24 protein-coding genes are annotated in these 25,640 nt (G+C 65.8%); 21 read left to right on the top strand and 3 right to left on the bottom strand.

What is annotated here, in order from left to right:
* Nucleotides 1-19 precede the first annotated feature (19 nt).
* Nucleotides 20-1,405 (bottom strand): lytic transglycosylase domain-containing protein, encoded by a 1,386-nt coding sequence (locus tag QFZ60_RS12730; protein WP_307090817.1) that lies wholly within the window; start codon nt 1,403-1,405, stop codon nt 20-22.
* A gap of 250 nt (nt 1,406-1,655) precedes the next feature.
* Here QFZ60_RS12730 and QFZ60_RS12725 point away from each other — a divergent pair, with 250 nt between their 5' ends.
* Nucleotides 1,656-2,009: an Rv2175c family DNA-binding protein gene (locus tag QFZ60_RS12725; RefSeq protein WP_200830522.1), complete on the top strand. Its 354-nt coding sequence runs from the start codon at nt 1,656-1,658 to the stop codon at nt 2,007-2,009.
* A gap of 9 nt (nt 2,010-2,018) precedes the next feature.
* On the opposite strand, the gene QFZ60_RS12720 is transcribed toward QFZ60_RS12725, so the two are convergent.
* Together QFZ60_RS12720 and QFZ60_RS12715 are read right to left on the bottom strand one after the other, a co-directional pair.
* The gene (locus QFZ60_RS12720; RefSeq protein ID WP_307090814.1) at nt 2,019-3,113 is read right to left on the bottom strand and encodes a polyprenyl synthetase family protein; all 1,095 of its coding nucleotides are present in this window, start codon (nt 3,111-3,113) and stop codon (nt 2,019-2,021) included.
* Nucleotides 3,110-3,634: a hypothetical protein gene (locus QFZ60_RS12715; protein WP_307090811.1), complete on the bottom strand. Its 525-nt coding sequence runs from the start codon at nt 3,632-3,634 to the stop codon at nt 3,110-3,112. Before QFZ60_RS12715 ends, QFZ60_RS12720 begins: the two co-directional genes overlap by 4 nt.
* 124 nt (nt 3,635-3,758) lie before the next feature.
* On the opposite strand from QFZ60_RS12715, the gene dinB reads away from it, so the two are divergent.
* From dinB to QFZ60_RS12615, 20 genes are all read left to right on the top strand, one after another.
* Nucleotides 3,759-4,991 carry a DNA polymerase IV gene (dinB, locus tag QFZ60_RS12710; RefSeq protein ID WP_307093304.1) on the top strand — a complete coding sequence of 411 codons (1,233 nt, stop codon included), beginning with the start codon at nt 3,759-3,761 and terminating at the stop codon, nt 4,989-4,991.
* A gap of 253 nt (nt 4,992-5,244) precedes the next feature.
* Entirely contained in the window at nt 5,245-5,616 is a 372-nt protein-coding gene (locus tag QFZ60_RS12705) for a DUF3040 domain-containing protein (protein WP_142121269.1), read from the top strand.
* Between the two features lie 352 nt (nt 5,617-5,968).
* Nucleotides 5,969-6,397, top strand: a complete 429-nt coding sequence (gene mraZ / locus QFZ60_RS12700) for a division/cell wall cluster transcriptional repressor MraZ (RefSeq protein WP_307090808.1) — start codon at nt 5,969-5,971, stop codon at nt 6,395-6,397.
* 167 nt (nt 6,398-6,564) lie between these two features.
* Entirely contained in the window at nt 6,565-7,557 is a 993-nt protein-coding gene (gene rsmH, locus QFZ60_RS12695; RefSeq protein WP_307090807.1) for a 16S rRNA (cytosine(1402)-N(4))-methyltransferase RsmH, read from the top strand.
* Nucleotides 7,554-8,303 carry a hypothetical protein gene (locus QFZ60_RS12690; RefSeq protein WP_307090806.1) on the top strand — a complete coding sequence of 250 codons (750 nt, stop codon included), beginning with the start codon at nt 7,554-7,556 and terminating at the stop codon, nt 8,301-8,303. The genes rsmH and QFZ60_RS12690 overlap by 4 nt, the downstream gene beginning before the upstream one ends.
* A 48-nt stretch (nt 8,304-8,351) precedes the next feature.
* Entirely contained in the window at nt 8,352-10,157 is a 1,806-nt protein-coding gene (locus QFZ60_RS12685) for a penicillin-binding protein 2 (RefSeq protein ID WP_307090805.1), read from the top strand.
* Nucleotides 10,158-10,254: 97 nt separating this feature from the next.
* Complete coding sequence (locus tag QFZ60_RS12680) at nt 10,255-11,886, top strand: UDP-N-acetylmuramoyl-L-alanyl-D-glutamate--2,6-diaminopimelate ligase (protein WP_307090804.1); 1,632 nt, start codon at nt 10,255-10,257, stop codon at nt 11,884-11,886.
* A 6-nt stretch (nt 11,887-11,892) separates the two neighbouring features.
* On the top strand, nt 11,893-13,356 hold the full coding sequence (gene murF / locus QFZ60_RS12675) for a UDP-N-acetylmuramoyl-tripeptide--D-alanyl-D-alanine ligase (RefSeq protein ID WP_307090803.1): 1,464 nt from the start codon (nt 11,893-11,895) through the stop codon (nt 13,354-13,356).
* A complete protein-coding gene (mraY, locus tag QFZ60_RS12670) occupies nt 13,353-14,462 on the top strand; it encodes a phospho-N-acetylmuramoyl-pentapeptide-transferase (RefSeq protein WP_142121281.1) in 1,110 nt (369 codons plus the stop codon). The genes murF and mraY overlap by 4 nt, the downstream gene beginning before the upstream one ends.
* Nucleotides 14,444-16,021 carry a UDP-N-acetylmuramoyl-L-alanine--D-glutamate ligase gene (gene murD, locus QFZ60_RS12665; protein WP_307090802.1) on the top strand — a complete coding sequence of 526 codons (1,578 nt, stop codon included), beginning with the start codon at nt 14,444-14,446 and terminating at the stop codon, nt 16,019-16,021. The genes mraY and murD overlap by 19 nt, the downstream gene beginning before the upstream one ends.
* 2 nt (nt 16,022-16,023) lie before the next feature.
* Nucleotides 16,024-17,373, top strand: coding sequence for a putative lipid II flippase FtsW (gene ftsW, locus QFZ60_RS12660; RefSeq protein ID WP_307090801.1), 1,350 nt, complete (start codon nt 16,024-16,026; stop codon nt 17,371-17,373).
* A gap of 6 nt (nt 17,374-17,379) precedes the next feature.
* Nucleotides 17,380-18,480, top strand: a complete 1,101-nt coding sequence (murG, locus tag QFZ60_RS12655) for an undecaprenyldiphospho-muramoylpentapeptide beta-N-acetylglucosaminyltransferase (protein ID WP_307090800.1) — start codon at nt 17,380-17,382, stop codon at nt 18,478-18,480.
* The gene (gene murC, locus QFZ60_RS12650) at nt 18,477-19,853 is read left to right on the top strand and encodes a UDP-N-acetylmuramate--L-alanine ligase (RefSeq protein ID WP_307090799.1); all 1,377 of its coding nucleotides are present in this window, start codon (nt 18,477-18,479) and stop codon (nt 19,851-19,853) included. The genes murG and murC overlap by 4 nt, the downstream gene beginning before the upstream one ends.
* Nucleotides 19,846-20,769 carry a cell division protein FtsQ/DivIB gene (locus QFZ60_RS12645; RefSeq protein WP_307090798.1) on the top strand — a complete coding sequence of 308 codons (924 nt, stop codon included), beginning with the start codon at nt 19,846-19,848 and terminating at the stop codon, nt 20,767-20,769. Before murC ends, QFZ60_RS12645 begins: the two co-directional genes overlap by 8 nt.
* A gap of 184 nt (nt 20,770-20,953) precedes the next feature.
* Nucleotides 20,954-22,207 (top strand): cell division protein FtsZ, encoded by a 1,254-nt coding sequence (gene ftsZ / locus QFZ60_RS12640; protein WP_142121291.1) that lies wholly within the window; start codon nt 20,954-20,956, stop codon nt 22,205-22,207.
* A gap of 8 nt (nt 22,208-22,215) precedes the next feature.
* On the top strand, nt 22,216-22,905 hold the full coding sequence (locus QFZ60_RS12635) for a polyphenol oxidase family protein (protein ID WP_307090797.1): 690 nt from the start codon (nt 22,216-22,218) through the stop codon (nt 22,903-22,905).
* Complete coding sequence (locus QFZ60_RS12630; RefSeq protein WP_307090796.1) at nt 22,898-23,650, top strand: YggS family pyridoxal phosphate-dependent enzyme; 753 nt, start codon at nt 22,898-22,900, stop codon at nt 23,648-23,650. The genes QFZ60_RS12635 and QFZ60_RS12630 overlap by 8 nt, the downstream gene beginning before the upstream one ends.
* Nucleotides 23,651-23,740: 90 nt before the next feature.
* On the top strand, nt 23,741-24,271 hold the full coding sequence (locus QFZ60_RS12625) for a cell division protein SepF (RefSeq protein ID WP_142121297.1): 531 nt from the start codon (nt 23,741-23,743) through the stop codon (nt 24,269-24,271).
* Between the two features lie 135 nt (nt 24,272-24,406).
* A complete protein-coding gene (locus tag QFZ60_RS12620; protein WP_142121298.1) occupies nt 24,407-24,694 on the top strand; it encodes a YggT family protein in 288 nt (95 codons plus the stop codon).
* A 174-nt stretch (nt 24,695-24,868) separates the two neighbouring features.
* Nucleotides 24,869-25,555 carry a DivIVA domain-containing protein gene (locus QFZ60_RS12615; RefSeq protein ID WP_056331667.1) on the top strand — a complete coding sequence of 229 codons (687 nt, stop codon included), beginning with the start codon at nt 24,869-24,871 and terminating at the stop codon, nt 25,553-25,555.
* Nucleotides 25,556-25,640 lie beyond the last annotated feature (85 nt).

Genomic DNA, 25,640 nt, shown 5'->3' with positions numbered 1-25,640 from the left:
AACCGGCCAGTGGCCAGGTTCAGCTGAAGTTCTTCTGGTGTGCCTTGATGGCGGCGAGGTAGGCCTTGGTGTCGTCGTACATGCCGTACTTGCTCACTGAGTACTGGCCCTGGTAGTAACCCGCAATAGCGGTGTCCTGGTCCTTGCTCGTTGCCAGCAGCTGCCGGATGATGGCGACGCCGGCCGTGGCGTTGTCGTACGGGTCCAGGAGGTTCAGCTTCCGTCCCACCAGGTCCGACGCCCACTGCCCGGAACTGGGGATCACCTGCATGGTGCCGATGGCGTTTGCCGGTGACACGGCACGCTGGTTGAAACCCGACTCCTGGAAGGCGAAGGCAAGGGCCAGGGAAGGATCCACCCCCATCCGGCGTGCGGTGTCCGTCACGATGTTCTTCATTTCCTCCCGGGAGGGAACGGGCGAGGCATTCAGCAGTGCCTTGTTTTCATTCGCCGAGCTGACCACGGCGGCCGGGTAGCTGAAACCCAGGAAGGAGCTGGGGACCAGGGGAGCGGCGGGAGCCTGCGGCGCGGCAGGAGCCGGCTGGGCGGAGGCGCCCGGAATCACCAGCTTGCTGCCGGGGTAGATGATGCTGGTCATGCCCAGCTTGTTGGCGGAGAGCAGGTCCGCGAGCTTCACGCCGTTCCGGGAAGCAATCGCCGAGAGCGTGTCGCCGGCTTTGATCGTGTAGGAACCCGTTGCGGGTGCTGAGGTGGCTGCGAGCGGCGCCGGTGCGGCGGGTGCGGGGGCCGCGGGGGCCGCGGGGGCGGGGGCAGGGTCGCCGCCGCCCACCTTGATCTTCTGCCCCGGGTAGATGATGGAGCGCATGGAGAGGTTGTTCCAGGCGAAGACGTCGGACAGGGCCACGTTGTGCTTTGCAGCGATGGCACCCAGGGTGTCGCCCGGTTTCACCGTGTAGGTTGCCCCGCCTGCAGGGGAAGGAGCTGCCGGAGCAGCCGCCGGGGCAGGAGCGGCCGAAGGTGCAGCCGGGGCCGAGCCGGACAGCTTGAGTTTCTGGCCGGGGTAAATGATGGTGTTCGCCTGGAGGTTGTTCAGCTTAAGGATTTCCCCGGTTTCGAGGCCGAAGCGGCCGGCGATGGCGCTGACCGTGTCGCCGCGGACAATCGTGTACTCCGCTGGAGCCGCCGGCTGCGCGGGCTGGAAGGCCGCCGGAATGGTGGTGGAGACAACAGCAGCGGGGATCACTGCTCCCGCCGCCTTTACTGCAGCCTGGGCCTTCATTGCTGCTGCAAGGCTGCTGGGGATGTTCCGGGCCGGCTGCTGTGCGGCGGCAGGCTGGGCAAGGGCCAATGATGACAATACGACCGCTGGCAGTGCCGCAGTGGTGGCGGCAATCATGGGCAGACTCGGCTTGGGGGGCTGCTTGGGCGAGCGGGACGTCGTCATCGGAAGGAATCCTCTTCTCAACTGCGGGGTGCGGACGCGGGCGGGGATGCCGCTGTCAATCTTGATACTACTGTGACTTAAGTTATTACTGTTACAACTGTGATGAATGTGAATCTCTCACGAATTTCGGATTAGCACAAGAATTTTCGGATTCCGCGTAATGCCGTCTTTATGGGAGTGTCCGCAGGCCCAGGGCGGAATGAATTGCCCCGACTAGGCGCGGGGGTGCGCCGCGTGGCAACCTTGATCCGTGAATAACGTAGAAAACCTGGTGGGCGAGTGGTTGCCGCTGCCCGACGTAGCCCGTTTATTGGATGTTTCCGTCACCAAGGTCCACAGCCTGATCGATGAACACGCCCTCGCGGCATTGCGCGTTGGGGAACGGAAGATCCGGTCGGTTCCCGCGGAATTCATCCAGGACGGCCAGGTAGTGGACAGCCTCAAGGGGACCATCGTGGTGCTGGCAGATGCAGGCTATTCGGACGAGGACCTTATCGTGTGGCTTTTTACCGCCGACGAGTCTCTGCGCGGCCGCCCTATTGATGCCCTCCGGGAAGGCCGCAAGACCGAAATCCGGCGCAGGGCCCAGACCTTGGCCTGGTAACGGCCGGTTTCAGGAGGCTCGGCTGACGGTCGCTTCAGCCAGCCTCCGCAGGGCATTCTTGGGCAACTCTTCCAAGTCAAGCCCGTCAAGGGCATCAAATGCTGCCGCGCCGAATTCATTAATAAGGACTTCGGTGGCCTGCAGAGCCCCGGAATCCTCGATAATCCGGCGGATTTCGACGATGTCGGATTCGGACAGGTCCGGCCTGCCGAGGCTGGCATCAATGAAGGCGGACTCTTCCGGCGAAGCCTGGTCCAGCGCGAGGGCCACCAGAACGGTCCGCTTCCCTTCACGCAAATCGTCGCCGGCCGGCTTGCCTGTGGTGAGCGGATCCCCGAACACGCCCAGGACGTCGTCGCGGAGCTGGAACGCTTCGCCGAGCGGGAGGGCGAACGAGGAGTAGCCGCGGAGCAGGTCATTGGACGCTCCGGCCAGGGCTCCGCCCAACGCCAGTGGGTGCTCTGTGGAGTATTTGGCGCTCTTGAACCTGATGATGGAGTGCGCCCTGCCAACGGCCCCCGCGCGGTCCCGGACCGGACCGGCCACTTCTTCCAGGATGTCCAGGTACTGTCCGGCCATGACCTCGGCGCGCATCAGATTGAAGATCAGCCGGGCCCTGCTTCCGGATGCCGCCCGCTCGCCGATATCGGTGAACGCCTCCTCGCTGAAGGACAGGCAAAGGTCACCCGCCAGGATCGCGGCCGCCTGGCCAAACCGCTCACTGTCCAGGGCCCAGCCCTGTGAAGTATGCAGCTGGCTGAACCGGCGGTGGACGCTGGGGCCGCCGCGCCGGGTGTCCGAACGGTCGATGATGTCGTCGTGGATCAGGGCGGCGGCCTGGAACAGCTCAAGCGCTGCACCGGCCGTGACCACCTGGCTGGCCCCGGCCTCCCCGCCGGCACCGCGCCAACCCCAGTAGCACATTAGGGCACGCAGTCGCTTGCCGCCCGTCACCAAGTTCGAGATTGATCCCATGATGGGCTCAATATCCGGGGAAATGCCGGACATGACCGACTGGCGTGCTGTGAGGAAGCTGGTCAGCTCGCCGGCAACCCCGGCCACGAAATCAGCCTGTTCATTCCGCAGCTGCTCTGCGGCGGTCACTTGGCGGACTCAGCTGCCACGTTGGCACCGATGGTGAAAGTGGAAACACCCGCGGCCTCGACCACGGAAAGGTTGACTGTCTCGTTGTCACCGCGGACGAAATCCCTGGAAGCCACCGCGCCCACGTTGTCCCCGGGAACGGCTTTGAAACCCTGGCCTTCCAGAGTCTTCGAATAGAAGTCCATGACGGCGGCCGTGGGGGCCTTGACGCTCCCCACCATTGCGGCTGTTGCAGGCGTTTTAGCTTTGTCAAAGCTGCTGGATACCACGGCCGCCCCCGGCATCAGGGGCAGGAGTTGCTGGGGGAACCCTTCCACCACGGCTCCAACTGTTGCGGAGGTGTTGGGCGACGCCGACGGGCTGGGGGAGGCGGTCAGCGTGGATTGGGTGGCGGCAACGGAAGTTGACGGGGCCGGCTCCGCCTGTCTGGATTGGGCCGGACTGCATGCCGCCAGTGAAAGTGCCCCGATGGCGGCGAGTGCGGCCAGGCCAGCTGGCTTGTAGTTTCCAATAGCCGTCACAGAGACTTTCCTCCTGGTGTTGTTGGCGGGAACCAGCCTCCAGTTTAGCCAGCCTGCACTCCTGTCCTGACAAACCAGGGAGTCAGGGCGAACCGATAGGATGGGATCCGTGGGGCCTGCAGGTATGAACCAGCCATCCGCCGTGCGCCCTCCGGGCCGCAGGCCCACGTGCATCATGCATGTGGACATGGACGCTTTCTTTGTTTCGGTGGAGCTCCGGACGCGCCCGGAGCTCCGCGGCAAGCCGGTTATTGTCGGCTTCCCGGGGGAACGGTCGGTGGTCCTCTCAGGATCCTACGAGGCCCGCGCCTTCGGTGTTAAGTCCGCTATGCCCATGGCTGTGGCAATGCGGATGTGTCCGCAGGCGGTGGTCATTGAACCCCGCCACAAGCTGTACTACGAGGTGTCCGGGCAACTGATGGCCATTTTTGAATCCATCACCGGACTCGTGGAGCCGCTCAGCGTTGACGAGGCCTTCCTGGATGTAACGGGAGCACTGCGGCGGCTTGGGCCGCCGAGGGGAATCGGTGAGCTCATCCGCCGGAGGGTGTCAGCTGAACTGGGCATCACTGCATCGGTGGGGATCGCGGAAACCAAGTTCGTGGCGAAGATCGCCTCCACACGGTGCAAGCCCGACGGCCTGCTGCTCATCGGCCCGGAGCAAACCGTGCCCTATCTTCACAGCCTCCCGGTCGGTGCCCTCTGGGGCGTCGGCGCCAAGACCGGAGAGGTACTTGCGAACATGGGGATCCGGACTGTGGCGGATGTGGCGGCGACCCCCGTGTCTTCCCTGAAGAAGGTCCTTGGCGCCACCGGCGAACACGTGCACCGCCTTGCCTGGGGCATCGATCCCCGTCCCGTTACCCCGGTGCGCCTGGAAAAGAGTATTGGTGCCGAAGAGACCTTTGCCGTGGACACCACCGATGATGCGCTCCTTCGCCGGGAACTGCTGCGGCTGTCCCACCGCACCGCCACCCGCCTCCGGAGCTCCGGAATGGTGGCCCGGACAGTAGCGCTGAAGCTGCGCTTCGCCGACTTTTCCACCATCACGCGCAGCAGGACGGTCCAGACGCCGGTGGACAGCGCCCAGCTGATCTACGCGGTGGCGCTCCAGCTCCTGGAGTCGCTGGGGGCACGGGCCATGGCTGTGCGGCTGGTGGGGGTCAGGGCCGAGCAGTTGGAGGAGGCGGCCCGCACTTCGCTCCAGCTAAGCATCGACCGCCGGGATGAGAACTGGCGGGCAGCTGAACAGGCACTGGACCAGGTGGCGCGCAAATTCGGCAACAAGTCCGTCCTGCCCGCCCGCCTGATGGAGCAGGAAAGCCGGCCGGGAGACGGTTCCGGGCGGCCCGCCTAAGGGGCCCGGCAAAGTCATTGCCGTCTTTCAGATCAGGCCTCAACAATCTATCCTTATAAATACATAGTTTTCGAGTGAATGGACTTACTGCCGGACCCTCTTGGACATGCTCCCGCTCCCGCGAACGCATGCTGCATTCCTGTTCTGGCCACTGTCGGCGAGGCGGGAACTTTCCAGCAACAGCAGGCGTTTGAACGGAGTAGAAGTAGTGGCTGGGATCAGCCCGGACGTTGGCCTACAAAAGGAGGTCGTGATGCCGCTGTCGGAGCACGAACAGAAGCTGCTTGAGCAGCTTGAAAAGCAGCTTCACGAGGACGACCCGAAGTTCGCGAACTCAATGGGTTCGGACCCGGGACGTTCCTGGTCCACGAGGCACGTGGTTATTGGGGTCCTCTGCGCACTTGCCGGCGTATTCCTGTTGCTGGTCGGTGTCACGCTCCAGAACATATTTGTCGGCGTACTGGGCTTCGTGGTGATGGGCGGGGGAGTCTACTTCGCCACCATGCGCAGTTCCCGCGGGACGGCCGGGGCCAAGGCCGGAGGGGGCAAACCCGGCAAGCAACGGAGTTCGTTCATGAGCAACCTTGAAGAGCGCTGGGACGAGCGCCGCAGGGGCGAGCCGTAAAGAGCATGGACCCCCGGGTGCCAGGCTTCTCCATTTCGCTCCCCTGACGCAGGGGGACTGCACGAAAAGACCCGCTACGGCGGGTCTTTTCGTGTTTAAGGGCAATTCCACGCCCATGCCGTCGTCGTGGCGCATCAATGCCACGGGACCCTCCACCCGGAAGCGAAATGTCCTCCACTTTCCACCACTGTCCTAAATCCGCGCCATTTCAGGGGTCTTTTCCCATGAATCACCCTGCACAGGGAGCGTTCCGCGTTGACTGTGGTGGAAAGTGGAGTAATGTGGAGGACATAAGAGGGTGGTTGCAACATAGGGGATGTGCAGTTCCTGACGGCGGACAGGCGGTGGGCCAGTGTTTCTGGGCACTCACTCGCCGCGTCTGGATGAAAAGGGACGGATCATTCTCCCCGCCAAGTTCCGCGAGGAGCTTGCCAGCGGCCTGGTGCTCACAAGGGGCCAGGAACGTTGCATCTACGTCTTCAGCGAGAAGGAATTTGCGCGGGTCCACGAGCAGATGCGGGAGGCACCAATCTCCTCCAGGCAGGCGCGTGACTATATCCGCGTATTTCTCTCTGGAGCCTCGGACGAGGTACCTGACAAGCAGGGGCGCGTGACCATTCCACCGGCGCTCCGGGAGTATGCAGGACTCGGAAGGGAACTTGCCGTCATCGGCGCCGGTACCCGCGCCGAGATCTGGGACGCCCAGGCTTGGAATGAATACCTTGCGGAGAAGGAAACAACCTTTTCCGAAACTGACGATCCCATTCCGGGCATTCTCTGAATTCCGGAGCGGGGCAGCAGGAGGTTTCTTGGATGAGATCTCCAGCCGGCCCATCGGCTGCCAACCTGGCTCACCTTCCCCGGAGCCAGGCGGGCGGGACGGTAGGCGCGGATGGGGATCTGGTCCAAGGAGCAGCAGGTGACAACGACGGCGGGAAAGGACCAGGCGTGACCGATCAACCCAAGCCCACGTCCGAACGCCATGTGCCGGTCCTTCGCGACCGGTGCATCAATTTGTTGGCACCGGGGTTCGAAGCAGCAAGGCTGCGCGGCGAGACCCCCATTGCCGTGGATGCAACCCTGGGCATGGGCGGCCACTCCGAGGCAATGCTCCAGCGCTTCCCCGATCTCCACCTCATCGGCATTGACCGTGATGAAGAAGCACTGGCACTGGCGGCGGAGCGGCTCGCTCCGTTCGCCGCCCGGACTGACCTGGTCCACGCCGTGTACGACGAAATACAGGACGTCCTGGAAGACCTCGGCGTTCCTGAAGTCCACGGAATCCTGATGGACCTGGGCGTTTCTTCACTGCAGCTGGATGAGCGTGGGCGCGGTTTTGCGTACTCCTTTGATGCGCCGCTGGACATGCGCATGGATACCAGCCGGGGCCAGACGGCGGCCGATGTGGTCAATACCTACAGCGAAGAGGACCTGGTCCGGATCATCCGCAAATGGGGCGAGGAAAAGTTCGCCGGCCGGATCGCCAACCGGATCGTCGCGGCACGTGCCGTCAAGCCATTTACCACCACCGGCGAACTGGTGGAGCAGATCCGGTCCGTGGTTCCCGCGTCCGCAGCGAAGTCCGGTGGACATCCTGCCAAGCGGACCTTCCAGGCCCTGAGGATCGAGGTCAACGAGGAACTCGACGTCCTGGAACGCGCCGTTCCCGCCGCCGTCGCTTCCCTGGCCCTCGGCGGCCGCATCGTGGTCATGTCCTACCACTCGCTGGAAGACAAGATCGTCAAAGGCGTTTTCCAGGCCCGCTCCAAGTCTTCTGCTCCGCTTGGCTTCCCCGTTGAGCTGGAAGAGCACAAACCCGAACTCAAGACCCTGACCAAAGGCACCGAGGTGCCCACCGCCGTCGAAATCGCCGAAAATCCGCGCGCTGCCTCCGCCAGGCTTCGCGCGGCAGAACGTATCAGAGCCAGGAGAGCTGCATGAGCACCGCCGCCGTCAAGAACTTTCCCGTTGTCTCCGGCAGTTCGGCGGCCGACACCAGGCGTGAGGCTGAACAGGCCGGGGGCCGGAAGAGCCGTACCCCGCTTTCCGTGGTCCGCACGGCGCCGCGAAAGCGCCGCGCGCCGTTCGTGGTCCTGTGCTTCGCCATGCTCGCCGTAGCGTTGGTGGCGGTGCTGGTCCTGAACATCTCGGTGTCCACGGCGCAGTACCAGTTGGTGGAGCTGCGTGCCAGGCAGAGCACGCTGACCAAGACGAACCAGGACCTCACCCAGCAGGTGCAGAGCTTTGAGGCCCCGCAGAACCTGGCGGCCAAGGCCACCGAACTGGGAATGGTGGCGTCCACCGTCAAGGGCCAGATTGACCTGTCCACGTTGTCAGTGACCGGGAAAGCCACCCCGGCCGTCAAGGGCGCAGCATCAGGAGCCGTCATTCCGTCGCCGGCAGTGGCAGGCCAGCTTATTGTGCCGCCCGCGTCCCAGAGTGCAGATTCAAAGGATGCGAAGTCCAAGGATGCACAGTCCAAGGATGCACAGTCCAAGGATGCAAAGTCCAAGGATGCAGCCGCGGACAAGGCGGCGGCGCCGGATGCCGGCAAGGCTCCTGCCCCCGCTCCCTCTGCCGACGCTGCCCAGGCGGCTGCCGCCCAGGCCGCCGCCGCAGCGGCTCCCGCCCCCGAACTTCACGGCGGTTCCGTCCCGGCGCCCCAGCAGAAGGTCCCCGGACAGTAGGCCAGCAGGCAGGACAGGCAGCAGCGTCGAGCAGCAAGGAATATTACGGTGGCGGAGACGACCGGCAAGGCAGGAAAAAGCAAGGCACCGAACGCCACCAAGCGCTTGCGCCTGGGACTGGGCGTCATGCTCACGCTCCTGCTGGTGGTGGGCGGGAAGCTCTTCCTGGTCCAGGGGCTCGACGTCGGCGGCATGGCCGAGGCGGCACTGAACAGCCGGATGACCTCGGCGATCCTTCCGGCCGAGCGGGGCAGCATCCTGGATTCACGCGGCACCGTCCTGGCCAACAGTGTGATCCGCTACAACATCGTGGTTGACCAGCGGGTCAATACGAAGACAGACGCCTATAAGCGGCTCGAGCCACAGGCCGACGGCCATGACAAGCTGGTGGATGTCACCCGCGACCAGGCAATTTCCGAACTTGCCGCCGCGCTGGGCATGGACACGAACGCCGTCCGTGACGCGGTGACCGGGGAAAAGCCGTACTACATTGTGGCCAAGGACGTGAAGCCCGACGTCGAGGACCGCATCTCCAAGCTCCAGGTTCCCGGCATCGTTGCCGAGGGCGTCAGTAAGCGCGTCTACCCGAACGGTGCCGTGGCAGGCGGTGTTGTGGGCTTCCTCCAGGACGGCACCACCGGGCAGGCCGGCATTGAGCAGACGCAGGACGACCAGCTCAAGGGCAAGGACGGCAAGCGACTGTTCGAGATCGGCGCCGACGGGCTCCGCATCCCGGTGGGCCTGGACGAGCTGACCCCGCCGCAGAACGGCAAGGACGTCAAGCTCACACTCAACTCGGATCTTCAGTATTTTGCCCAGCAGGCGGTCCAGAGCCAGACTGACAAACTCAGCGCCGAATGGGGCGTCATCATCGTGATGGACGCCAAGACCGGGAACCTGCTTGCCCTGGCCGACACCAACTCCCCGGACCCCAACAACCCCGGCCTCGTGGCAGCCAAGGACCGTGGCGTCCGGTCCGTGACTGCGGCCTATGAGCCCGGCTCGGTGGAGAAGATGATGACGGCGGCGGCCGTGATCGATGAGGGACTTGCCAGCCCCCTGGACCACTTCACCATTCCGCCCACCTACACGGTGGACGGCCAGACCTTCAGCGACGCTTTTGCCCACGGCACGGAGGAACGGACGCTGGCGGGCATCATCGGCTACTCCATGAACACCGGAACGGTCATGGCAGGGCAGCGGCTCAGCAAGGAGCAGCGGTACGACTGGCTGAAGAAGTTCGGCATCGGCGAAGCTCCGGACATCGGACTCCCCGCCACGGCAGGCGGCATCCTCACGCCCCCGGACCAGTGGGACGGGCGCCAGCAGTACACCGTCCTGTTCGGGCAGGGCGTTTCCCAGTCCACGCTGCAGACGGTCCGTGCCTACCAGAGCATCGCCAACAACGGTGTCATGCTGCAGCCGCGGCTGATCGATTCGTACATTTCCCCTGACGGTACCGAGGAGAAAGTTCCGGCCCAGCCGTCGCGGCAGATTGTCTCCGAAAGCACGGCCGAGCAGGTCCAGGACATCCTGGAAAGCGCCGTCACCGAAGGCGAAATCAAGGACGCCGGGATCGACGGGTACCGCGTGGGAGCCAAGACCGGTACATCCGAATCACCCTGCGACGACGGCAAGTCCGGCTACTGCGGGTACACCGCCTCAATTGTGGGAATGGCGCCGATGGATGATCCGCGGTTTATTGTGGAGGTGGTCCTCCAGCGGCCGAAGGGCAGCATCTACGGCATCACCAACGGGCCGGTGTTCCGGTCCGTCATGAGCCAAGCGCTGCGGACCTACAACGTCCAGCCTTCGACCGGCCAGCCGGCCAGAATGCCGCAGTACGCCAAGTAGCCGCTGCACCCCGCCGGAAGTACCAGCAGCATCCAGCGCCTCACAGTGCCCGGCGCGAACCATGCCGGGCACGCACTAGCACCATCGGAGATCCCCTTTGTCAGAGTTCACCACGCCCGGCAGCGATACTGACCGGGACGAAAATCCGGGCCGCTTCCGGCCCGCAGCCGTGGCGGCGGTCCCGCTGGCCGCCGTCGGGCAGGCCGTGGGCGTATCCGTACCCGCTCCAGCCGCCGACGTGGAAATCACTGGCATCTCGATCAATTCACGCACCGTCGAGCCCGGAGACCTGTACGTGGCCCTGCCCGGGGCCAGCAGGCACGGCGCCGACTTCGCCACGGACGCCATCGGGGCCGGCGCCGCGGCCGTCCTCACGGACGATGCCGGTGCGCACCTGCTGGCACTCTCCGCGGACACGCCCGTGCCCGTGCTCGTCGTCGACAAGCCGCGCAACGAGGTGGGACCCCTCTCCGCCATGATTTACCGGAGCCAGTCCGCCGACGGCCGTCCGCTGCAGCTTTTCGGCGTCACCGGGACCAACGGGAAAACCACCACCACCTACTTCATCACCTCGCTGCTGCGCGCGCTGGGGCGGCAGTCCGGCCTGATCGGCACCATCGAGATCCTGGCCGGAGGGGAGCCCATCCCCAGCCTCCTCACCACGCCGGAATCGCCGGAGGTCCACGGACTCCTCGCACTCATGCACGAGCGCGGGCTGGACGCCGCGGCCATGGAGGTGTCCTCCCATGCGATCTCGTACCAGCGGGTGGACGGCCTGGTCTTCGACGTCGCAGGGTTCACCAACCTCACCCAGGACCACCTGGACCTGCACCACACGATGGACGGGTACTTCGCCACCAAAGCAGAGCTCTTCACACCGGGCCGCGCCCGCAGGGCCGTGGTCACGGTGGACGTCGAGTGGGGCCAGCGCCTGGCCGGCAACACCGAGGTGCCCATCACCACGCTCAGCACAAGCGGCCGGACGACGGCGGACTGGACAGTCAGCGCTGCCTCGCCACGCGGCCTCGGCACCGACTTCACCCTGACAGGGCCCTCCGGTGCCGTCCTGAACGTCCACACCGGGCTGCCCGGCAGCTTCAACGTTGCCAACGCCGCCCTGGCCGCGCTCATGGTTCTCACGTCCGGGGTTGACGCCGCCGAACTGCAAGCCGCCCTGGACCGCGCCGATCCGTTCAGCACGGCCGTGCCCGGGCGCATGCAGCTGGTCGCCGGGCAGCCGGCCGCCGTGGTGGATTTCGCCCACAACACCGACGCCCTGGCACGGGCCCTGGAAGCAGTCCGCTCACCGGAACCGGACTCCCGCCTGATCGTTGTCTTCGGTGCCACCGGACAGCGTGACCAGGGCAAGCGCCCGGCCATGGGAGCCATTGCCGCCCGGCTTGCCGACACCGTGATCATCACCGACGACGATCCGCACGACGAGGACGCAACAGCGATCCGGGCCGACGTGCTGGCCGGCGCGCGGGAAGCCGTGGAGAAAGAGTCCCTGCACACCGACCTGCTGGAGATCTTCCCGCGGGATGAGGCCATCCGGCACGCCGTGGGCCTGGCACGGCCGCAGGACACCATCCTGGTGGCCGGCCGCGGCCACGAGGTCTGGCAGGAAGTGAAAGGCGTGAACCTCGCCCTGGACGACAGGGTGGAACTGCGCAACGCCTTGACAGCCAGGGGATTCAACGTTCTCCATGACGACCGGATAGAGTCCTAGACCGAGATGATTGCATTTACTGCGGCGGAAATCGCCGAAATCACCAGCGGGCGCCTGGACGCCGATCCCGGAATTACGCCCCTCTCGGTGGTGACGGATTCACGCGAAGCCACGCCCGGTTCGCTTTACGTCGCAAAGCCGGGCGAGCACGCCGACGGCCACGACTTCATGGAAGCCGCCTTTGCCGCCGGAGCTGTCCTGGCCCTTGTCGAGCGCCCGGTCGAAGCCCCGGAAGGTACCGCCTACCCGTCCATCGTGGTTGCGGACGCCGTCCTTGCGATGGGCGCCCTGGCCGCCGAAGCGGTCCGCCGCATCCGTGCCGCCCGTGCAGCAGCGGGTGAGCAGCTGACCGTCGTGGGCATCACCGGTTCAGCCGGCAAGACCACGACCAAGGACCTGCTGGCCGGGATCCTGGCCACGCAAGGCAACACCGTGGCGCCCCAGGGCTCCTACAACGGAGAGGTCGGCGTGCCGCTGACCGTCTTCCGGGCCGACGCCGACACCCGCTACCTGGTCATCGAGATGGGGGCCACAGGAATCGGCCACATCCGCTACCTCGCGGAGATGGTCAAGCCGGACATCGGAGTGGTCCTGGCAGTGGGCACCGCACACGCCGGAGAGTTCGGCGGGGTGGAGAACATTGCGCTGGCCAAGGGCGAGATGGTTGAAGGCCTTTCCGCCGCCGGCACCGCCATCATCAATCTCGACGATGAACGCGTCGCCGCCATGCGCAGCCGTACCTCGGCCAAGGTCCTCGGTTTTTCCGCCGACGGACGCCAGGACGCACAGGTCCGGGCGCTGAATGCTGATACCAATGCGGGGGGCAGCCCCGAATTCGACCTCCAGCTGCCCAACGGCGATGCACCCCGCCATGTGAGCAGCCGGCTGATCGGAGCGCACCACATGGGAAACCTGCTGGCAGCCGCGGCAGCCGCATGGGCCGCCGGAGTGACGGGAGACCACATTGCTGCCTCGCTGAGCAGCCAGGCAGCCGCCAGCCGCTGGCGCATGGAACGCACGGAGCGGCCGGACGGCGTCACCATCATCAACGATGCCTACAACGCCAACCCCGAATCCATGCGTGCCGCTCTCCGGACGCTGGCAGACCTCGGCCGCGGACGCCGCACCTGGGCGGTCCTGGGAGCCATGCTGGAACTGGGCGATGACTCCATCCGCGAGCACACCGCCGTGGGCACCCAGGTGGTGCGCCTCAACATCTCGCGGCTGCTGGTGGTGGGCCGGGAAGCGCGCGCCCTCTACGTCTCCGCGGTACAGGAAGGGTCCTGGGGCGACGAATGCCTGTTCGCCGAAAGCGTGGAGGAGGCCCACGACATCCTCGACGCCGAGCTCCAGCCGGGCGACCTGGTGTTGTTCAAGTCCTCCAACAGCGTGGGGCTGCGCCATTTGGGCGATCGGATAGCATTACCCCCAACCCCGACCCCTGCCGACGAAAGGAGCACTCTGCTGTGATTGCTCTGCTGATCGGCGCAGGCCTTGCCCTGCTGTTCGCCCTGGTGGGCACGCCCCTCTTCATCCGGCTCCTGGTGCACCGCGGCTATGGCCAGTTCATCCGTGACGACGGCCCCACGTCGCACCACACCAAGCGTGGAACGCCCACCATGGGCGGAACGGTGGTCGTGGCCGCCGTCCTGCTGAGCTACGGACTCACGCACCTCATCATGCTGATGATGAACCCTGATTCCCCCGGGCCTTCCGCCTCGGCACTCATCCTGCTGTTCCTTATGGTCGGCATGGGCCTGGTGGGCTTCCTGGACGACTTCATCAAAATCTCGCGACAGCGGAGCCTGGGCCTTAACGCCAAGGCGAAGCTCATCCTCCAGGCGGCTGTGGGCATCATCTTCGCCGTCCTGGCGTTGAACTTCCCCAACAGTGCGGGCCTGACACCGGCGTCGACGAAGATCTCCCTGGTCCGTGACCTGCCGTGGCTCGACCTCGCCTTTGGCGGCACCGTCCTCGGCGCCATCCTCTTTGTTATTTGGTCCAATCTGATCGTCACCGCCGCCACCAATGGCGTCAACCTCACTGACGGCCTGGACGGCCTCGCCGCCGGCGCATCCATCATGGTATTCGGCGCATATACCCTCATGGGCATATGGCAGAACAACCAGGCCTGCGGCTCACCCAGGGAAGCCGGCAGCGGCTGCTACCTGGTCCGGGATCCGCTGGACCTGGCGCTGCTCGCGGCGATCCTGAGCGCCGCACTGGTGGGCTTCCTCTGGTGGAACACCTCGCCGGCCAAGATCTTCATGGGCGACACCGGGTCCTTGGCCATTGGCGGTGCGGTGGCTGGTTTCGCGATCCTCTCCCGGACCGAGCTTCTGCTGGGCATTGTGGGCGGACTCTTCGTGCTGATCACCCTGTCCGTCATCATCCAGGTGGGCTACTTCAAGGCCACCGGCGGAAAGCGCGTCTTCAAGATGGCGCCGCTGCAGCACCACTTCGAGTTGAAGGGGTGGGCCGAAGTGACCGTCGTGGTCAGGTTCTGGATCCTGGGCGGACTCTTCGTCGCCGCCGGCCTTGGTATCTTCTACGCTGAATGGGTTGTACTGCTGTGACCGTTTCCCCCCGCCTGGCAAACCTTGTCTCCTGGGACTCTGACTGGGCCGGCCTGCGCGTGGTCGTCACTGGCATCGGTGTATCCGGCTTCGCCGCCGCAGACACCCTGATTGAACTCGGTGCACGCGTGGTGGTGGTGGATGCCGCCACCAGCGAAACAGCGCATGCACATGCAGACACCCTCAAGATCGTGGGCGCCGCCGAGGTGCTGCTGGGACCGGATGCCGTCACCCACATACCGCGAGTCGACGGCGAACTTCCGGAACTGATCGTGACGTCGCCCGGCTGGCGCCCGGACCAGGCCCTCCTGGCTGCCGCGGCCAGGGCACACATTCCCGTCTGGGGCGACGTCGAACTCGCCTGGCGGGTGCGGACCCGGGAAGGCCGGAAGACAGCCGACTGGCTGGCCATCACAGGCACCAACGGCAAGACCACAACGGTTGGGCTCACCGAATCGATGCTGCGTGCCGCCGGACTCAAAGCGGTCGCGGTCGGAAACGTCGGAACCCCCATCCTGGATGCCCTGCGCGACCCGGTGGAGTACGACGTCTTCGCCGTTGAGCTCTCCAGCTTCCAGCTGCACTGGGCGGAATCCGTGTCGCCGGTGGCCAGCGTCTGCCTCAATGTGGCCGAAGACCACGTGGACTGGCACGGTTCCTACGACTCATATCTCGCCGACAAGGCCAAGGTCTACGAGCGGACCCAAAAGGCCTGCATCTACAACGCGGAGCAGGTGGAAACCGAGCGCATGGTGGAGAACGCGGACGTGGTGGAGGGCTGCCGCGCTGTCGGCTTCACCACGGTCACCCCCGCAGTCAGCATGCTCGGAGTTGTCGAAGGGCTCCTGGTGGACAGGGCGTTCATCGAGGAGCGCAGGAACAGCGCCGCCGAACTTGCCTCGATGGCCGACCTTGGTCCGCTGGCTCCACGGCACATGGTGGCCAACGCTCTCGCCGCCGCCGGCCTGGTGCGCGCCTACGGTGTGGATGCCAAAGCGGTCCGCCAAGGCATTCTGGACTACGTTCCGGGCGACCACCGCATCCAGCCCGTGGCCCGCCTGAACGGCGTCCTCTGGGTCAACGACTCCAAGGCCACCAACCCGCATGCTGCGTCTGCTTCCCTGTCTGCCTTCAGCAACGTGGTCTGGATCGCCGGCGGCCTCTCAAAGGGCGTCAGCTACGACGACCTGGTGAGGGACCATGCGGCGCGGCTCAAGGCCGTGGTACTGATCGGAACAGACACCTCCCCGCTCCGGGAGGCCCTCCAGCGACACGCGCCCGATGTCCCGGTGATCGAGCCGGGGGCAGGCGACACTGAAGGAGTGCAGACTGCTTCGGCGCCCGGTGGCACCCCTGCCGGTTCACCCGGCAACGGAGAACAGGTGATGTCCCGGGCCGTTGCGTCAGCAGCACAGCTTGCCGAATCCGGTGACACCGTGCTGATGGCTCCCGCAGCTGCTTCCATGGATCAGTTCTCTTCCTACGCTCACCGTGGCGGTACTTTCATCGACGCTGTCCGCGAGCTGGTGGAAGGGCAGGCCCAGACCGGCGAGGAGTAACAATGGTCAGCACGCCCACCCGGCCCAAGGGTGGCAAGCCCCAGGGGGTCAAAACCCAAAGTGGCAAGCCCCGCCCCGGCTCCACGGCCACCCGGCGGCCTGCTCCGGCGGCCCTGAAGCTGCGGACCATCTACCGCCGGTTCTGGTCGGCGCTGGAGGGAACGGGCACGTCCCGGAACGGCTCCACGTACTACCTCATCCTCGGCGCCACGCTTGCCTTGACAGCCATCGGAATCATGATGGTCCTGTCCGCCTCCAGCGTTGAATCCATCGCTGCCGGCAAGTCCCCCTACGGCGACGCCTTGAAGCAGGGTGTCTTCGCCGCAATCGGCATCTTCACCATGTTCGTGCTCTCGCGGATCAACGTGGTGTGGCTGAAGCGGCTCGCGTGGCCCGCGGTCGGCGCTGCGGTGCTGCTGCTGGGCCTGGTCCAGGTGGTCGGCGACGAAGTCAACGGCAATAAGAACTGGATCGACCTGGGCGGGATCACCTTCCAGCCTTCCGAAGCCGCCAAGCTCGCGCTTGCACTCTGGCTGGCCACGGTGCTCGCCCGGAAGGGCAAACTGCTCAGCCGGTGGCAGCATGTGCTGGTTCCTGCCGTGCCCATGGCAGCTATCGTCATCGTGCTGATCCTGGTGGGCAACGACCTCGGCACGGCCATGATCATCATGATGATCGTGGCAGCGGCGCTCTTCTTCGCAGGTGTTCCGCTCTACCTCTTCGGCATCGCCGGCATCATCGCCGCTGCGGGCACCGCTGTCATGGCCATCACCAGCTCCAACCGCATGTGCCGCATCACCTCATGGTGGACCGGCCAGTCCTGCGCGGACGGCATCGACGCCAACTACCAGGCCACCAACGGCATGTACGGCCTCGCCTCCGGCGGCTGGCTGGGCGTGGGCCTGGGGCAGAGCCGGCAAAAGTACAGCTGGATCCCCGAAGCCCACAACGACTTCATCTTCGCCATCATCGGCGAGGAACTCGGCCTGGTGGGCACCGTCGTCGTCCTGATCCTGTTCGCCATCCTGGGCGCTGCCATCTACCGCGTGGTGGTGGCCCAGGAAGACATGTTCCACCGGGTCCTGGCCGGCACCATCATGGTCTGGCTCCTGGGCCAGGCCACCGTGAACATGTCCGTGGTCACGGGTTTGATGCCCGTCATCGGCGTGCCGCTGCCGTTCATTTCCTACGGCGGTTCGGCGCTGCTGATGTCACTGTGCGCGGTGGGAGTGGTCCTCTCGCTGGCGCGGGAGCAGATGGCCCCGGCCATGCGCCCCAAACGGATGCTGAAGTTCAAGGCCCGGCCCGGGCGGGACAAGAACAAACCAAAGATTTCCAGAAAGCGTGCCTGACTCCAGATGACTCCGACACAACCCTCCATCGTCCTGGCCGGCGGCGGAACAGCGGGCCACATCAGCCCATTGCTCGCCATCGCAGCCGCCCTCAGGAGCGAATCTCCCGGCGCATCCATCCTGGCGGTTGGAACGCCCTCGGGGATGGAAACCCGGCTGGTTCCCGCCGCCGGAGTCCAATTGGCCACGATCGACCGCGTGCCTCTTCCGCGCAAGCCTTCCGCGGACCTGTTCCGCCTCCCTGCCAGGCTGGCCGGGGCGGTCCGGCAGGCCGGTGCCATCCTGGACCGGGCCCAGGCCGATGTGCTGGTGGGAGTCGGCGGCTACGTTTGCACACCGATGTACCTGGCGGCACGGAAGCGCCGCATCCCCATGGTCATCCATGAAGCCAACGCCCGTCCCGGGCTGGCCAACCGGGTGGGGGCCTTCCTCAACGGCCGGGTTGCCGTGGCCTTCGAAGGCACCCCGCTGCGCAATGCCGTGCATGTGGGAATGCCCATGAGGAAGGAAATTTCCGGCCTGGACCGGAAGACCGCACGCAGCGCCGCGCGGGAGGCCCTTGGGCTCGATCCCCACCAGCCAACCCTGATCGTGACCGGCGGTTCCTCCGGCGCGCAGAGCATCAACCGGACCATCGCCGCCGCGGTTGGCCGCCTTGCCGATTCCGGAATCCAGACCCTCCACATCACCGGACGCGGCAAGACAGTCCTGGACCAGGCGGGCCGGCCCCTCGCGGCGAAGGGCTACCGGCAGGTGGAGTACATCGACGGCATGGAGCTTGCTTATGCTGCTGCGGACCTGCTCCTGGCACGGTCGGGCGCGGCCACGGTGTGCGAGGTGGCCGCCGTCGGCGTCCCCGCGGTCCTGGTGCCACTGCCCATCGGCAACGGGGAACAGGCACTGAACGCAGCGGGCCTGGTGGCCGCAGGCGGAGCGCTGCTGGTGGCTGACCGGGACTTCACGGCGGAGTGGGTCGACCGCGAATTGATTCCCCTGATCACCGACAAGGCACGGCTTGCCGCCATGGAAGCCAAGTCCTACCGGCTCGGAGTCCGAAATGCTGACCAGCGCATGGCTGGTCTTGTCCTGGAAGCGGTAACTGCATGAGCCCCGAGAACACTCCCAGCCTGGAATCGCTTGGAAAGGTGCACTTCATCGGCATCGGGGGAGTAGGCATGTCCGCGGTGGCCCGCATCATGGTGGCGCGCGGAGTCCCGGTCAGCGGATCCGACGCCAAGGACCTGCCCGTCATGGCGGACCTTGCCGCGGCCGGTGCGCGCATTGCCGTCGGCTACTCCGCGGGCAACCTGGCGGACGCGCAGACTGTGGTTGCAGGCTCAGCCATCCGGGAGGACAACCCCGAGCTGGCGGCGGCACGCGCGGCCGGGCTGCCCGTGCTGCACCGGTCCCAGGCCCTGGCCGCCACCATGGGCGGTGACACAGTGGTGACGGTCGCCGGAACGCATGGTAAGTCCACCACCACGTCGATGGTCACCGTGCTGCTCCGGGCGGCGGGCCTGGATCCCTCCTTTGCCGTCGGCGCCAACATTCCCGCGCTCGGCGTGAACGCCGCGCACGGGACGTCCGGCATCTTCGTTGCCGAGGCGGACGAATCCGACGGGTCCTTCCTGAATTACAGGCCCCGCATCGCCGTCGTTACCAATGTGGAGCCTGACCACCTCGACTACTACGGCACCGCTGAAGCCGTCTACGAGTCCTTCGACCGCTTCACTGCCCTGCTGCCGGCGGACGGCCTCCTGGTGGCCTGCGGCGACGACGCCGGCGCGCTGGCCCTGGCGGAACGGACCAGGGCGCGGGGCAACACGCGGGTGGTCCTGTACGGCACCGGCGACGCGGCAGACATCAAGCTTGACGACGACGGCAGGGGACAGGTTGCCATATCGGCAGACGGCGCCCGGTTCCCTTTGTCGCTGCAGGTGCCCGGACGGCACAACGCCCTTAACGCAGCGGCCGCCTTTGCCGTGGCCCTTGAGCTCGGTGTGGACCCGGCCGCCGCTGCCGACGGCCTGGCCCATTTTTCCGGCGCATCCCGCCGCTTCGAACTGAAAGGCGGAGCAAGGGGGGTGCGCGTATTCGACGACTACGCCCACCACCCCACGGAAGTGCGCGCCGCCCTCACCGCTGCCCGGTCGGTGGCAGGCGGCCACAAGGTCCATGTCCTGTTCCAGCCGCATCTGTTTTCGCGTACCCGTGAGTTTGCCGCGCAGTTCGCCGATGCCCTTAACCTGGCCGATACCGCCCTGGTCCTGGACATCTACCCCGCCAGGGAGGACCCGATCCCCGGTGTCACGAGCCAGCTCATCGCCGACCACCTCAAGGAAGGCGGACGGCTCGTTTCTGCCGGCGATGCGGTTGGCAGCCTGGCCGGAGCCGCCGCGGACGGGGACGTTGTCCTCACCGTGGGAGCCGGTGACGTCACCGCCTACGGTCCCAAGATTGTGGAGGCACTGAGTGCCTAGCTCCCGCCGCCCCACCTACTCTCCGGCCAAGGGGAAAAGCCGCCCCGACTCCAAGTCCGGGAACAGCACGGACGCGCCGGCACAATCTTCCGCAACAACCGGAGGCGGTGCACGCAGTGACGTCATTACTGCATCCCGCAGCGTCCCGGACCAGGTGTCCACGCAACAGCCGAAGGAGCAGAAACCCGCCGGGGCAACGGTCCTTGCGTTCCCGGAGCCCAAAGGCCGGCGCCGCAGGAAAAAGGTCCTGCTCGCCGCGGGAACTGCGCTGCTTCTGGTTGCCGGGCTGCTGGCGGCCGCCGTCTACTCCCCACTCCTTGCCATGCAGAACATTGCGGTGTCAGGCACGCGGCTTGTCACGCCTGCCCAGGTTCAGGCTGCGCTGGAACCCCTGCGCGGCAAGCCGTTGCCGCAGATCAGCGACGACGACGTCCGCGGGCTCCTGGGCTCCCTGATCCAGGTCAAGTCCGTTTCCGTGGAGGCGCGGCCGCCGTCCACCCTCGCCGTCGCGGTGCACGAGCGTGTGCCGGTGGCGCTGGTCAAGCAGGGGGAGCAGTACCAGTTGGTGGATGTCGACGGCATCCAGCTGGCAACCACCGACGATCCGGCGTCGGCCTCGCTGCCGCTCATCGACGGCGGTGCCGGCGCAATCGGCCAGGACCTGTTCCGCGCCACCGCCGCAGTCCTCGGGGCACTGCCGGCCGATGTGCTGGCGAAGCTGTCCAACGCGTCCGCGCAGTCCGTGGACGCCGTGGAGCTCAAGCTGGTGGACGGCCAGACCATCGTGTGGGGCAACGCCTCCGAGAAGGAACTCAAGGCCAAGGTCCTGGCCGCGCTCCTCAAGGCTCCGGCGGATCCTAAGAACCCGGTCAGGGTCTACGATGTCAGTGTTCCACGGCACCCCGTGACGCGCTGAGCGCTTTCTTTTCCGGTATTAATCCGACACGCGGACCCGGTTATTGAATGTCGGAACCAGAGGAAATACCGTCACAGACAAGAGTTACTTGACATAACTATAACCTTCAACTCGAAGGTTAAGGTTTCAGCCTTCAAGCTCTCCATCAGTTTTCGCAATAAGACACGAACAAGGGACACGTAACGTGGCAGCTCCGCAGAATTACTTGGCCGTCATCAAAGTCGTCGGCATCGGCGGCGGTGGCGTGAACGCAGTCAACCGCATGATCGAGGTCGGCCTCAGGGGTGTTGAGTTCATCGCCATCAACACCGACGCCCAGGCCCTGCTCATGAGCGACGCCGACGTGAAGCTCGACGTCGGACGGGAGCTGACCCGTGGCCTTGGCGCCGGCGCCAACCCGGAGGTGGGCAAGCAGGCTGCCGAGGACCATGCCGACGAGATCGAGGAAGTCCTGCGCGGCGCCGACATGGTCTTCGTCACCGCCGGCGAAGGCGGCGGCACCGGCACCGGCGGCGCGCCCGTCGTCGCCCGCATTGCCCGCTCGCTCGGCGCCCTGACCATCGGCGTGGTGACGCGCCCGTTCACGTTCGAGGGCCGACGCCGTGCCGGTTCCGCAGAGGCCGGCATCGACGCCCTGCGTGACGAGGTGGATACACTCATCGTCATCCCCAACGACCGTTTGCTGTCCATCAGCGACCGCAACGTATCCGTCCTTGACGCCTTCCGCTCCGCGGACCAGGTCCTGCTGTCCGGTGTCCAGGGCATCACCGACCTCATCACCACGCCCGGCCTGATCAACCTTGACTTCGCTGACGTCAAGTCCGTCATGCAGGGCGCCGGCTCTGCCCTCATGGGCATCGGTTCCGCCCGGGGTGAAGACCGCGCCGTCAAGGCGGCCGAACTGGCCATCGCCTCGCCGTTGCTGGAAGCATCCATCGACGGCGCCCACGGCGTGCTGCTGTCCATCCAGGGCGGCTCGGACCTGGGCCTGTTCGAGATCAACGAGGCCGCGCGGCTGGTCCAGGAAGTGGCCCACCCCGAGGCGAACATCATCTTTGGTGCCGTCATCGACGATGCCCTGGGTGACGAAGCACGTGTCACGGTCATCGCCGCCGGCTTCGACGACGTCAAGGCCACCTCGCCCTCCATGGACCAGTCCCAGCCGCAGGCCGCCCCGCAGCGGCCCGCTGCCCCCGCAGCCGCTCCCGCCTCTGCCCACCCGCAGAACGGAAGCCACCAGGGCAACGGCAACCACCAGCAGAACGTCCAGCCGATCCATGCGGGCGTCGGTGCCGCGGGCCTCAGCAACTGGGGACAGCAGCGCCCGTCGGCAGTCCCCGCCGACTCAGGCTTCGACGTCGACCTGCCCTCCGTCGTGGAGCCGGACCTGACCGGCACCCACCCGGATGACCTGGATGTCCCCGACTTCCTGAAGTAGGCAGCGGATTGTTCCATTGGCGCGCCGACATCCTGCCCGGGGTGTCGGCCGCGTTCACTGATGTGGCCGCGGGAAATCTTGCCCTGCACGTAGGGGACGATCCAGCCGGGGTCCAGCAGCGCCGGGCCCGGCTGGAGGAGTCGATTGGCGTGCGTCCCCAATCGCTGCGCTTCATGAACCAGGTCCACGGGAATACCGTGGCCGTGATGGGCCCCGAAGCCCCTTCACCCGAGGCTGACGCCATGGTGTCCCGCGGTCTTCCCCTGGCCGTCATGGTGGCGGACTGCATTCCGGTGCTGCTCGCGGGGGAGTCCCCAAGCGGGCCAGTGCTTGCCGCTGTGCACGCAGGCCGTCCCGGCATCGCCAACGGTGTCATCCTGGCCGCCGTGGAGAACATGGTGTCCCTTGGCGCCTCCCGGGTCCGCGCCTGGCTGGGCCCATCGATCTGCGGGTCCTGCTACGAAGTCCCTTCAGCACTGCAGGACGAGGTGGCCGCCCTGGTCCCTGCCACCCGGAGCACCACCTCGTGGGGAACACCCGCCCTGGACCTTCCCGCCGGTGCGCGGAGCCAGCTCGAGGCTGCCGGCGTGGGCGTGGAATACGCCGGTGCCTGCACCCTCGAGACGGACACCCTCTACTCGTACCGCCGCGATCCGAATACCGGCCGTTTCGCCGGACTGATCTGGTGCCATGACTGAGCCGGCAAGTAGAGGGCAGGGCCATGCGGATGATCCCCGCAGCACGGAACTTTCCGGGCGGCTTGCGGCCGTGCGGAAGCGGATCGCAGCGGCCGCCGGGGACGCCGGCCGCGCGGACCGGCTGCCGACCCTGATCGTGGTCACCAAGTTCCACCCGGCGGACGACATCCGGCGACTGGCCGCCCTTGGTGTGACGGACGTTGGCGAGAACCGGGACCAGGAGGCTGCCGCCAAGACCCTTGAGCTGGCAGATCTGACCCTGGCATGGCACTTCGTAGGCCAGCTGCAGACCAAGAAGGCCAAGTCCGTGGCGAGGTACGCGTCCGCAGTCCATTCCGTGGACCGGCCGCAGCTCGTGGACGCACTGGCCAAAGCCGTTGCCCATGAGATGGACGCCAGTGGGAGGGCAGCGCTGGACTGCTTCATCCAGGTCAGCCTTGAGGGCGACGGCGGCACGCACCGCGGCGGTGCAGACCCCGCCGACGTGCCGCTCCTGGCAGAGCGGATTGCCGCGGCGGAGGGCCTGAACCTGGCCGGCGTAATGGCAGTTGCGCCGCTGGGTGCGCCGCCGGAGCCGGCGTTCGAGCAGCTCGCCGGGATTTCCGCCCGGCTGGCGGCGGCTTATCCCGCGGCGACAGGCATTTCGGCAGGCATGAGCCAGGACCTGGAGGCCGCCATCAAGTTCGGAGCGACACACCTGCGAATCGGTTCGGATATTCTCGGTTCCCGTCCCGCCGTGGGGTAGCGTCGGACCTATTGGAAGTGATGGGCGGGGGACTCCAGTGCTGTCAAATCATTGGGCGGCCCGCTTACGGGACACGATTAGGAGTCGACCATGGCCGGCGCTCTGCGCAAGACAATGATCTATCTTGGGCTCGCCGACGGCGATGAGCATTACGAGTCCGAGCAACAGACCACACGTAAGGATGAGGACGAACCGATGGAAGTTGACCGCGAGGAACGCCGTGCTCCGGCGCCGGTCCGCGAAGTCAGCCGCGAGGCGTCCTACGCCCCTGAAGAGGAATACCGCGCCCCTGTGACCCCCATTAAACGCGCGGCTTCGAGCCGCGAAGAGAACACCGGACTTCGCCAGATCACCACCATCCACCCGCGCTCCTACAACGATGCCAAGCTCATCGGGGAAAGTTTCCGGGATGGTATTCCGGTGATCATGAACGTTACGGACATGGGCGAAGCCGATGCCAAGCGGCTGGTGGACTTCTCGGCAGGCCTTGTGTTCGGCCTCCGTGGAAGCATCGAGCGGGTGACCAACAAGGTCTTCCTGCTCTCCCCGTCCTACGTCGAAGTAATCGGTGACGACAAGAAGGCCAGCGACACGCAGGCCAGCTTCTTCAACCAAAGCTGAGCACAAAAAGCCGCACCCGGATGCCAGGCAGGGACACCTGTCTGGCATCTGTGCTGAAATAGACAAGACAACAGCAGGACAACAGCGGCCTCCGCGATGGCAGCGCCGCACGAATATGGAGATATGAAATAAGTCATGGGAATTGTTTTCGGACTTCTCTATCTCGCCCTGCTGCTGTTCTTCGTCGCCCTGATCATCCGCCTGGTGTTCGACTGGGTACAGATGTTTGCCAGGGAATGGCGGCCGCGGGGCGCGGCCCTGGTCGTGGCGCACGCCGTGTACTCCATCACCGATCCGCCCCTCAAGGGCCTGCGGCGCATGATTCCACCGCTGCGGCTCGGCGGCATCTCCCTGGACCTGGGTTTCCTGATCCTGTTCATCGGCGTCAGCATCGCGATGAACGTCACCAGGGGATTTGCCTGATCCATGCACCGGACCGGCAATGCAGTGTGTTCCCCCGCGGAACGGCTAGTGTAAAGCGAAGAAACCTCGCGTTTGACACCGCAGTGTTGAATTAGAGTAAGCAGACCAAATTTAGGTACCGTAGTTTTGACGGCCGGAAGGCCTACTGACTAACCAGACCAGTGAGGTGACCAGATGGCTTTGACGCCAGAAGACGTTGTCAACAAGCGCTTTCAGCCCACCAAGTTCCGCGAGGGCTATGACCAGGACGAGGTTGACGACTTCCTGGACGAAATCGTCGTTGAACTCCGCCGCCTGAACCAGGAAAACGACGAGCTCCGCAAGAAGCTCGCCGAAGCAGGTTCGAGCGTTCCGGCAAGCTCAGCTGCCGCCCCCGTGGTGGAGAAGGTCCCCGCGCCGGTCAAGGCCGACAAGGACGAAGCCCGCGAGAAGGCAGAGGCCGAGGCGAAGGCTGCCGAAGCCAACAAGAAGAAGGACGTCCAGCCGGCTGCCCCGGCTGCCGCCGCACCGGCTGCGCCCGCAGCTGTCGCCACTCCTTCCGCTGAATCCGCCGCCGGCCTGCTGGCCATGGCCCAGCAGATGCACGACCGCCACGTCGCTGACGGCCAGGCGCAGAAGGACAAGATCATCGCCGAAGCGCAGATCGAAGCCAGCAGCCTCGTCAACGACGCCCAGGAGAAGTCCCGGAAGATCCTCGGCGCCCTGGAGCAGCAGCGCTCGGTCCTGGAACGCAAGGTGGAGCAGCTCCGCGGCTTCGAACGCGACTACCGTTCACGCCTGAAGGCCTACATCGAAGGCCAGCTCCGTGACCTGGATGCCCGCGGCTCCGTGGCTACCCCGGAAGTCAGCGAAGCCAACTAAGTCTGGCAGCACGTATTCTGAAAGCCGGTGGCTGAGGGTTCCTCGGCCACCGGCTTTTGGCATTGACACCCAGCTCCACGAATTG

Source organism: Arthrobacter sp. B2I5 (assembly GCF_030816735.1).
Classification (GTDB): Bacteria; Actinomycetota; Actinomycetes; order Actinomycetales; family Micrococcaceae; genus Arthrobacter.
The sequence above is the reverse complement of the archived record's forward strand: the minus strand, read 5'-3'. Positions and strand labels throughout refer to the sequence as shown.

Excerpts from the sequence above, each read along its gene's own strand:
- QFZ60_RS12630 (WP_307090796.1), top strand. The coding sequence starts at position 22,898 with ATGACTGAGCCGGCAAGTAGAGGGCAGGGCCATGCGGATGATCCCCGC.
- murF (WP_307090803.1), top strand. The coding sequence starts at position 11,893 with ATGATTGCATTTACTGCGGCGGAAATCGCCGAAATCACCAGCGGGCGC.
- dinB (WP_307093304.1), top strand. The coding sequence starts at position 3,759 with ATGAACCAGCCATCCGCCGTGCGCCCTCCGGGCCGCAGGCCCACGTGC.
- QFZ60_RS12730 (WP_307090817.1), bottom strand. The coding sequence starts at position 1,405 with ATGACGACGTCCCGCTCGCCCAAGCAGCCCCCCAAGCCGAGTCTGCCC.
- murG (WP_307090800.1), top strand. The coding sequence starts at position 17,380 with ATGACTCCGACACAACCCTCCATCGTCCTGGCCGGCGGCGGAACAGCG.
- murC (WP_307090799.1), top strand. The coding sequence starts at position 18,477 with ATGAGCCCCGAGAACACTCCCAGCCTGGAATCGCTTGGAAAGGTGCAC.
- QFZ60_RS12615 (WP_056331667.1), top strand. The coding sequence starts at position 24,869 with ATGGCTTTGACGCCAGAAGACGTTGTCAACAAGCGCTTTCAGCCCACC.
- QFZ60_RS12705 (WP_142121269.1), top strand. The coding sequence starts at position 5,245 with ATGCCGCTGTCGGAGCACGAACAGAAGCTGCTTGAGCAGCTTGAAAAG.
- QFZ60_RS12690 (WP_307090806.1), top strand. The coding sequence starts at position 7,554 with ATGAGCACCGCCGCCGTCAAGAACTTTCCCGTTGTCTCCGGCAGTTCG.
- QFZ60_RS12620 (WP_142121298.1), top strand. The coding sequence starts at position 24,407 with ATGGGAATTGTTTTCGGACTTCTCTATCTCGCCCTGCTGCTGTTCTTC.
- ftsW (WP_307090801.1), top strand. The coding sequence starts at position 16,024 with ATGGTCAGCACGCCCACCCGGCCCAAGGGTGGCAAGCCCCAGGGGGTC.
- QFZ60_RS12625 (WP_142121297.1), top strand. The coding sequence starts at position 23,741 with ATGGCCGGCGCTCTGCGCAAGACAATGATCTATCTTGGGCTCGCCGAC.
- murD (WP_307090802.1), top strand. The coding sequence starts at position 14,444 with ATGGGTTGTACTGCTGTGACCGTTTCCCCCCGCCTGGCAAACCTTGTC.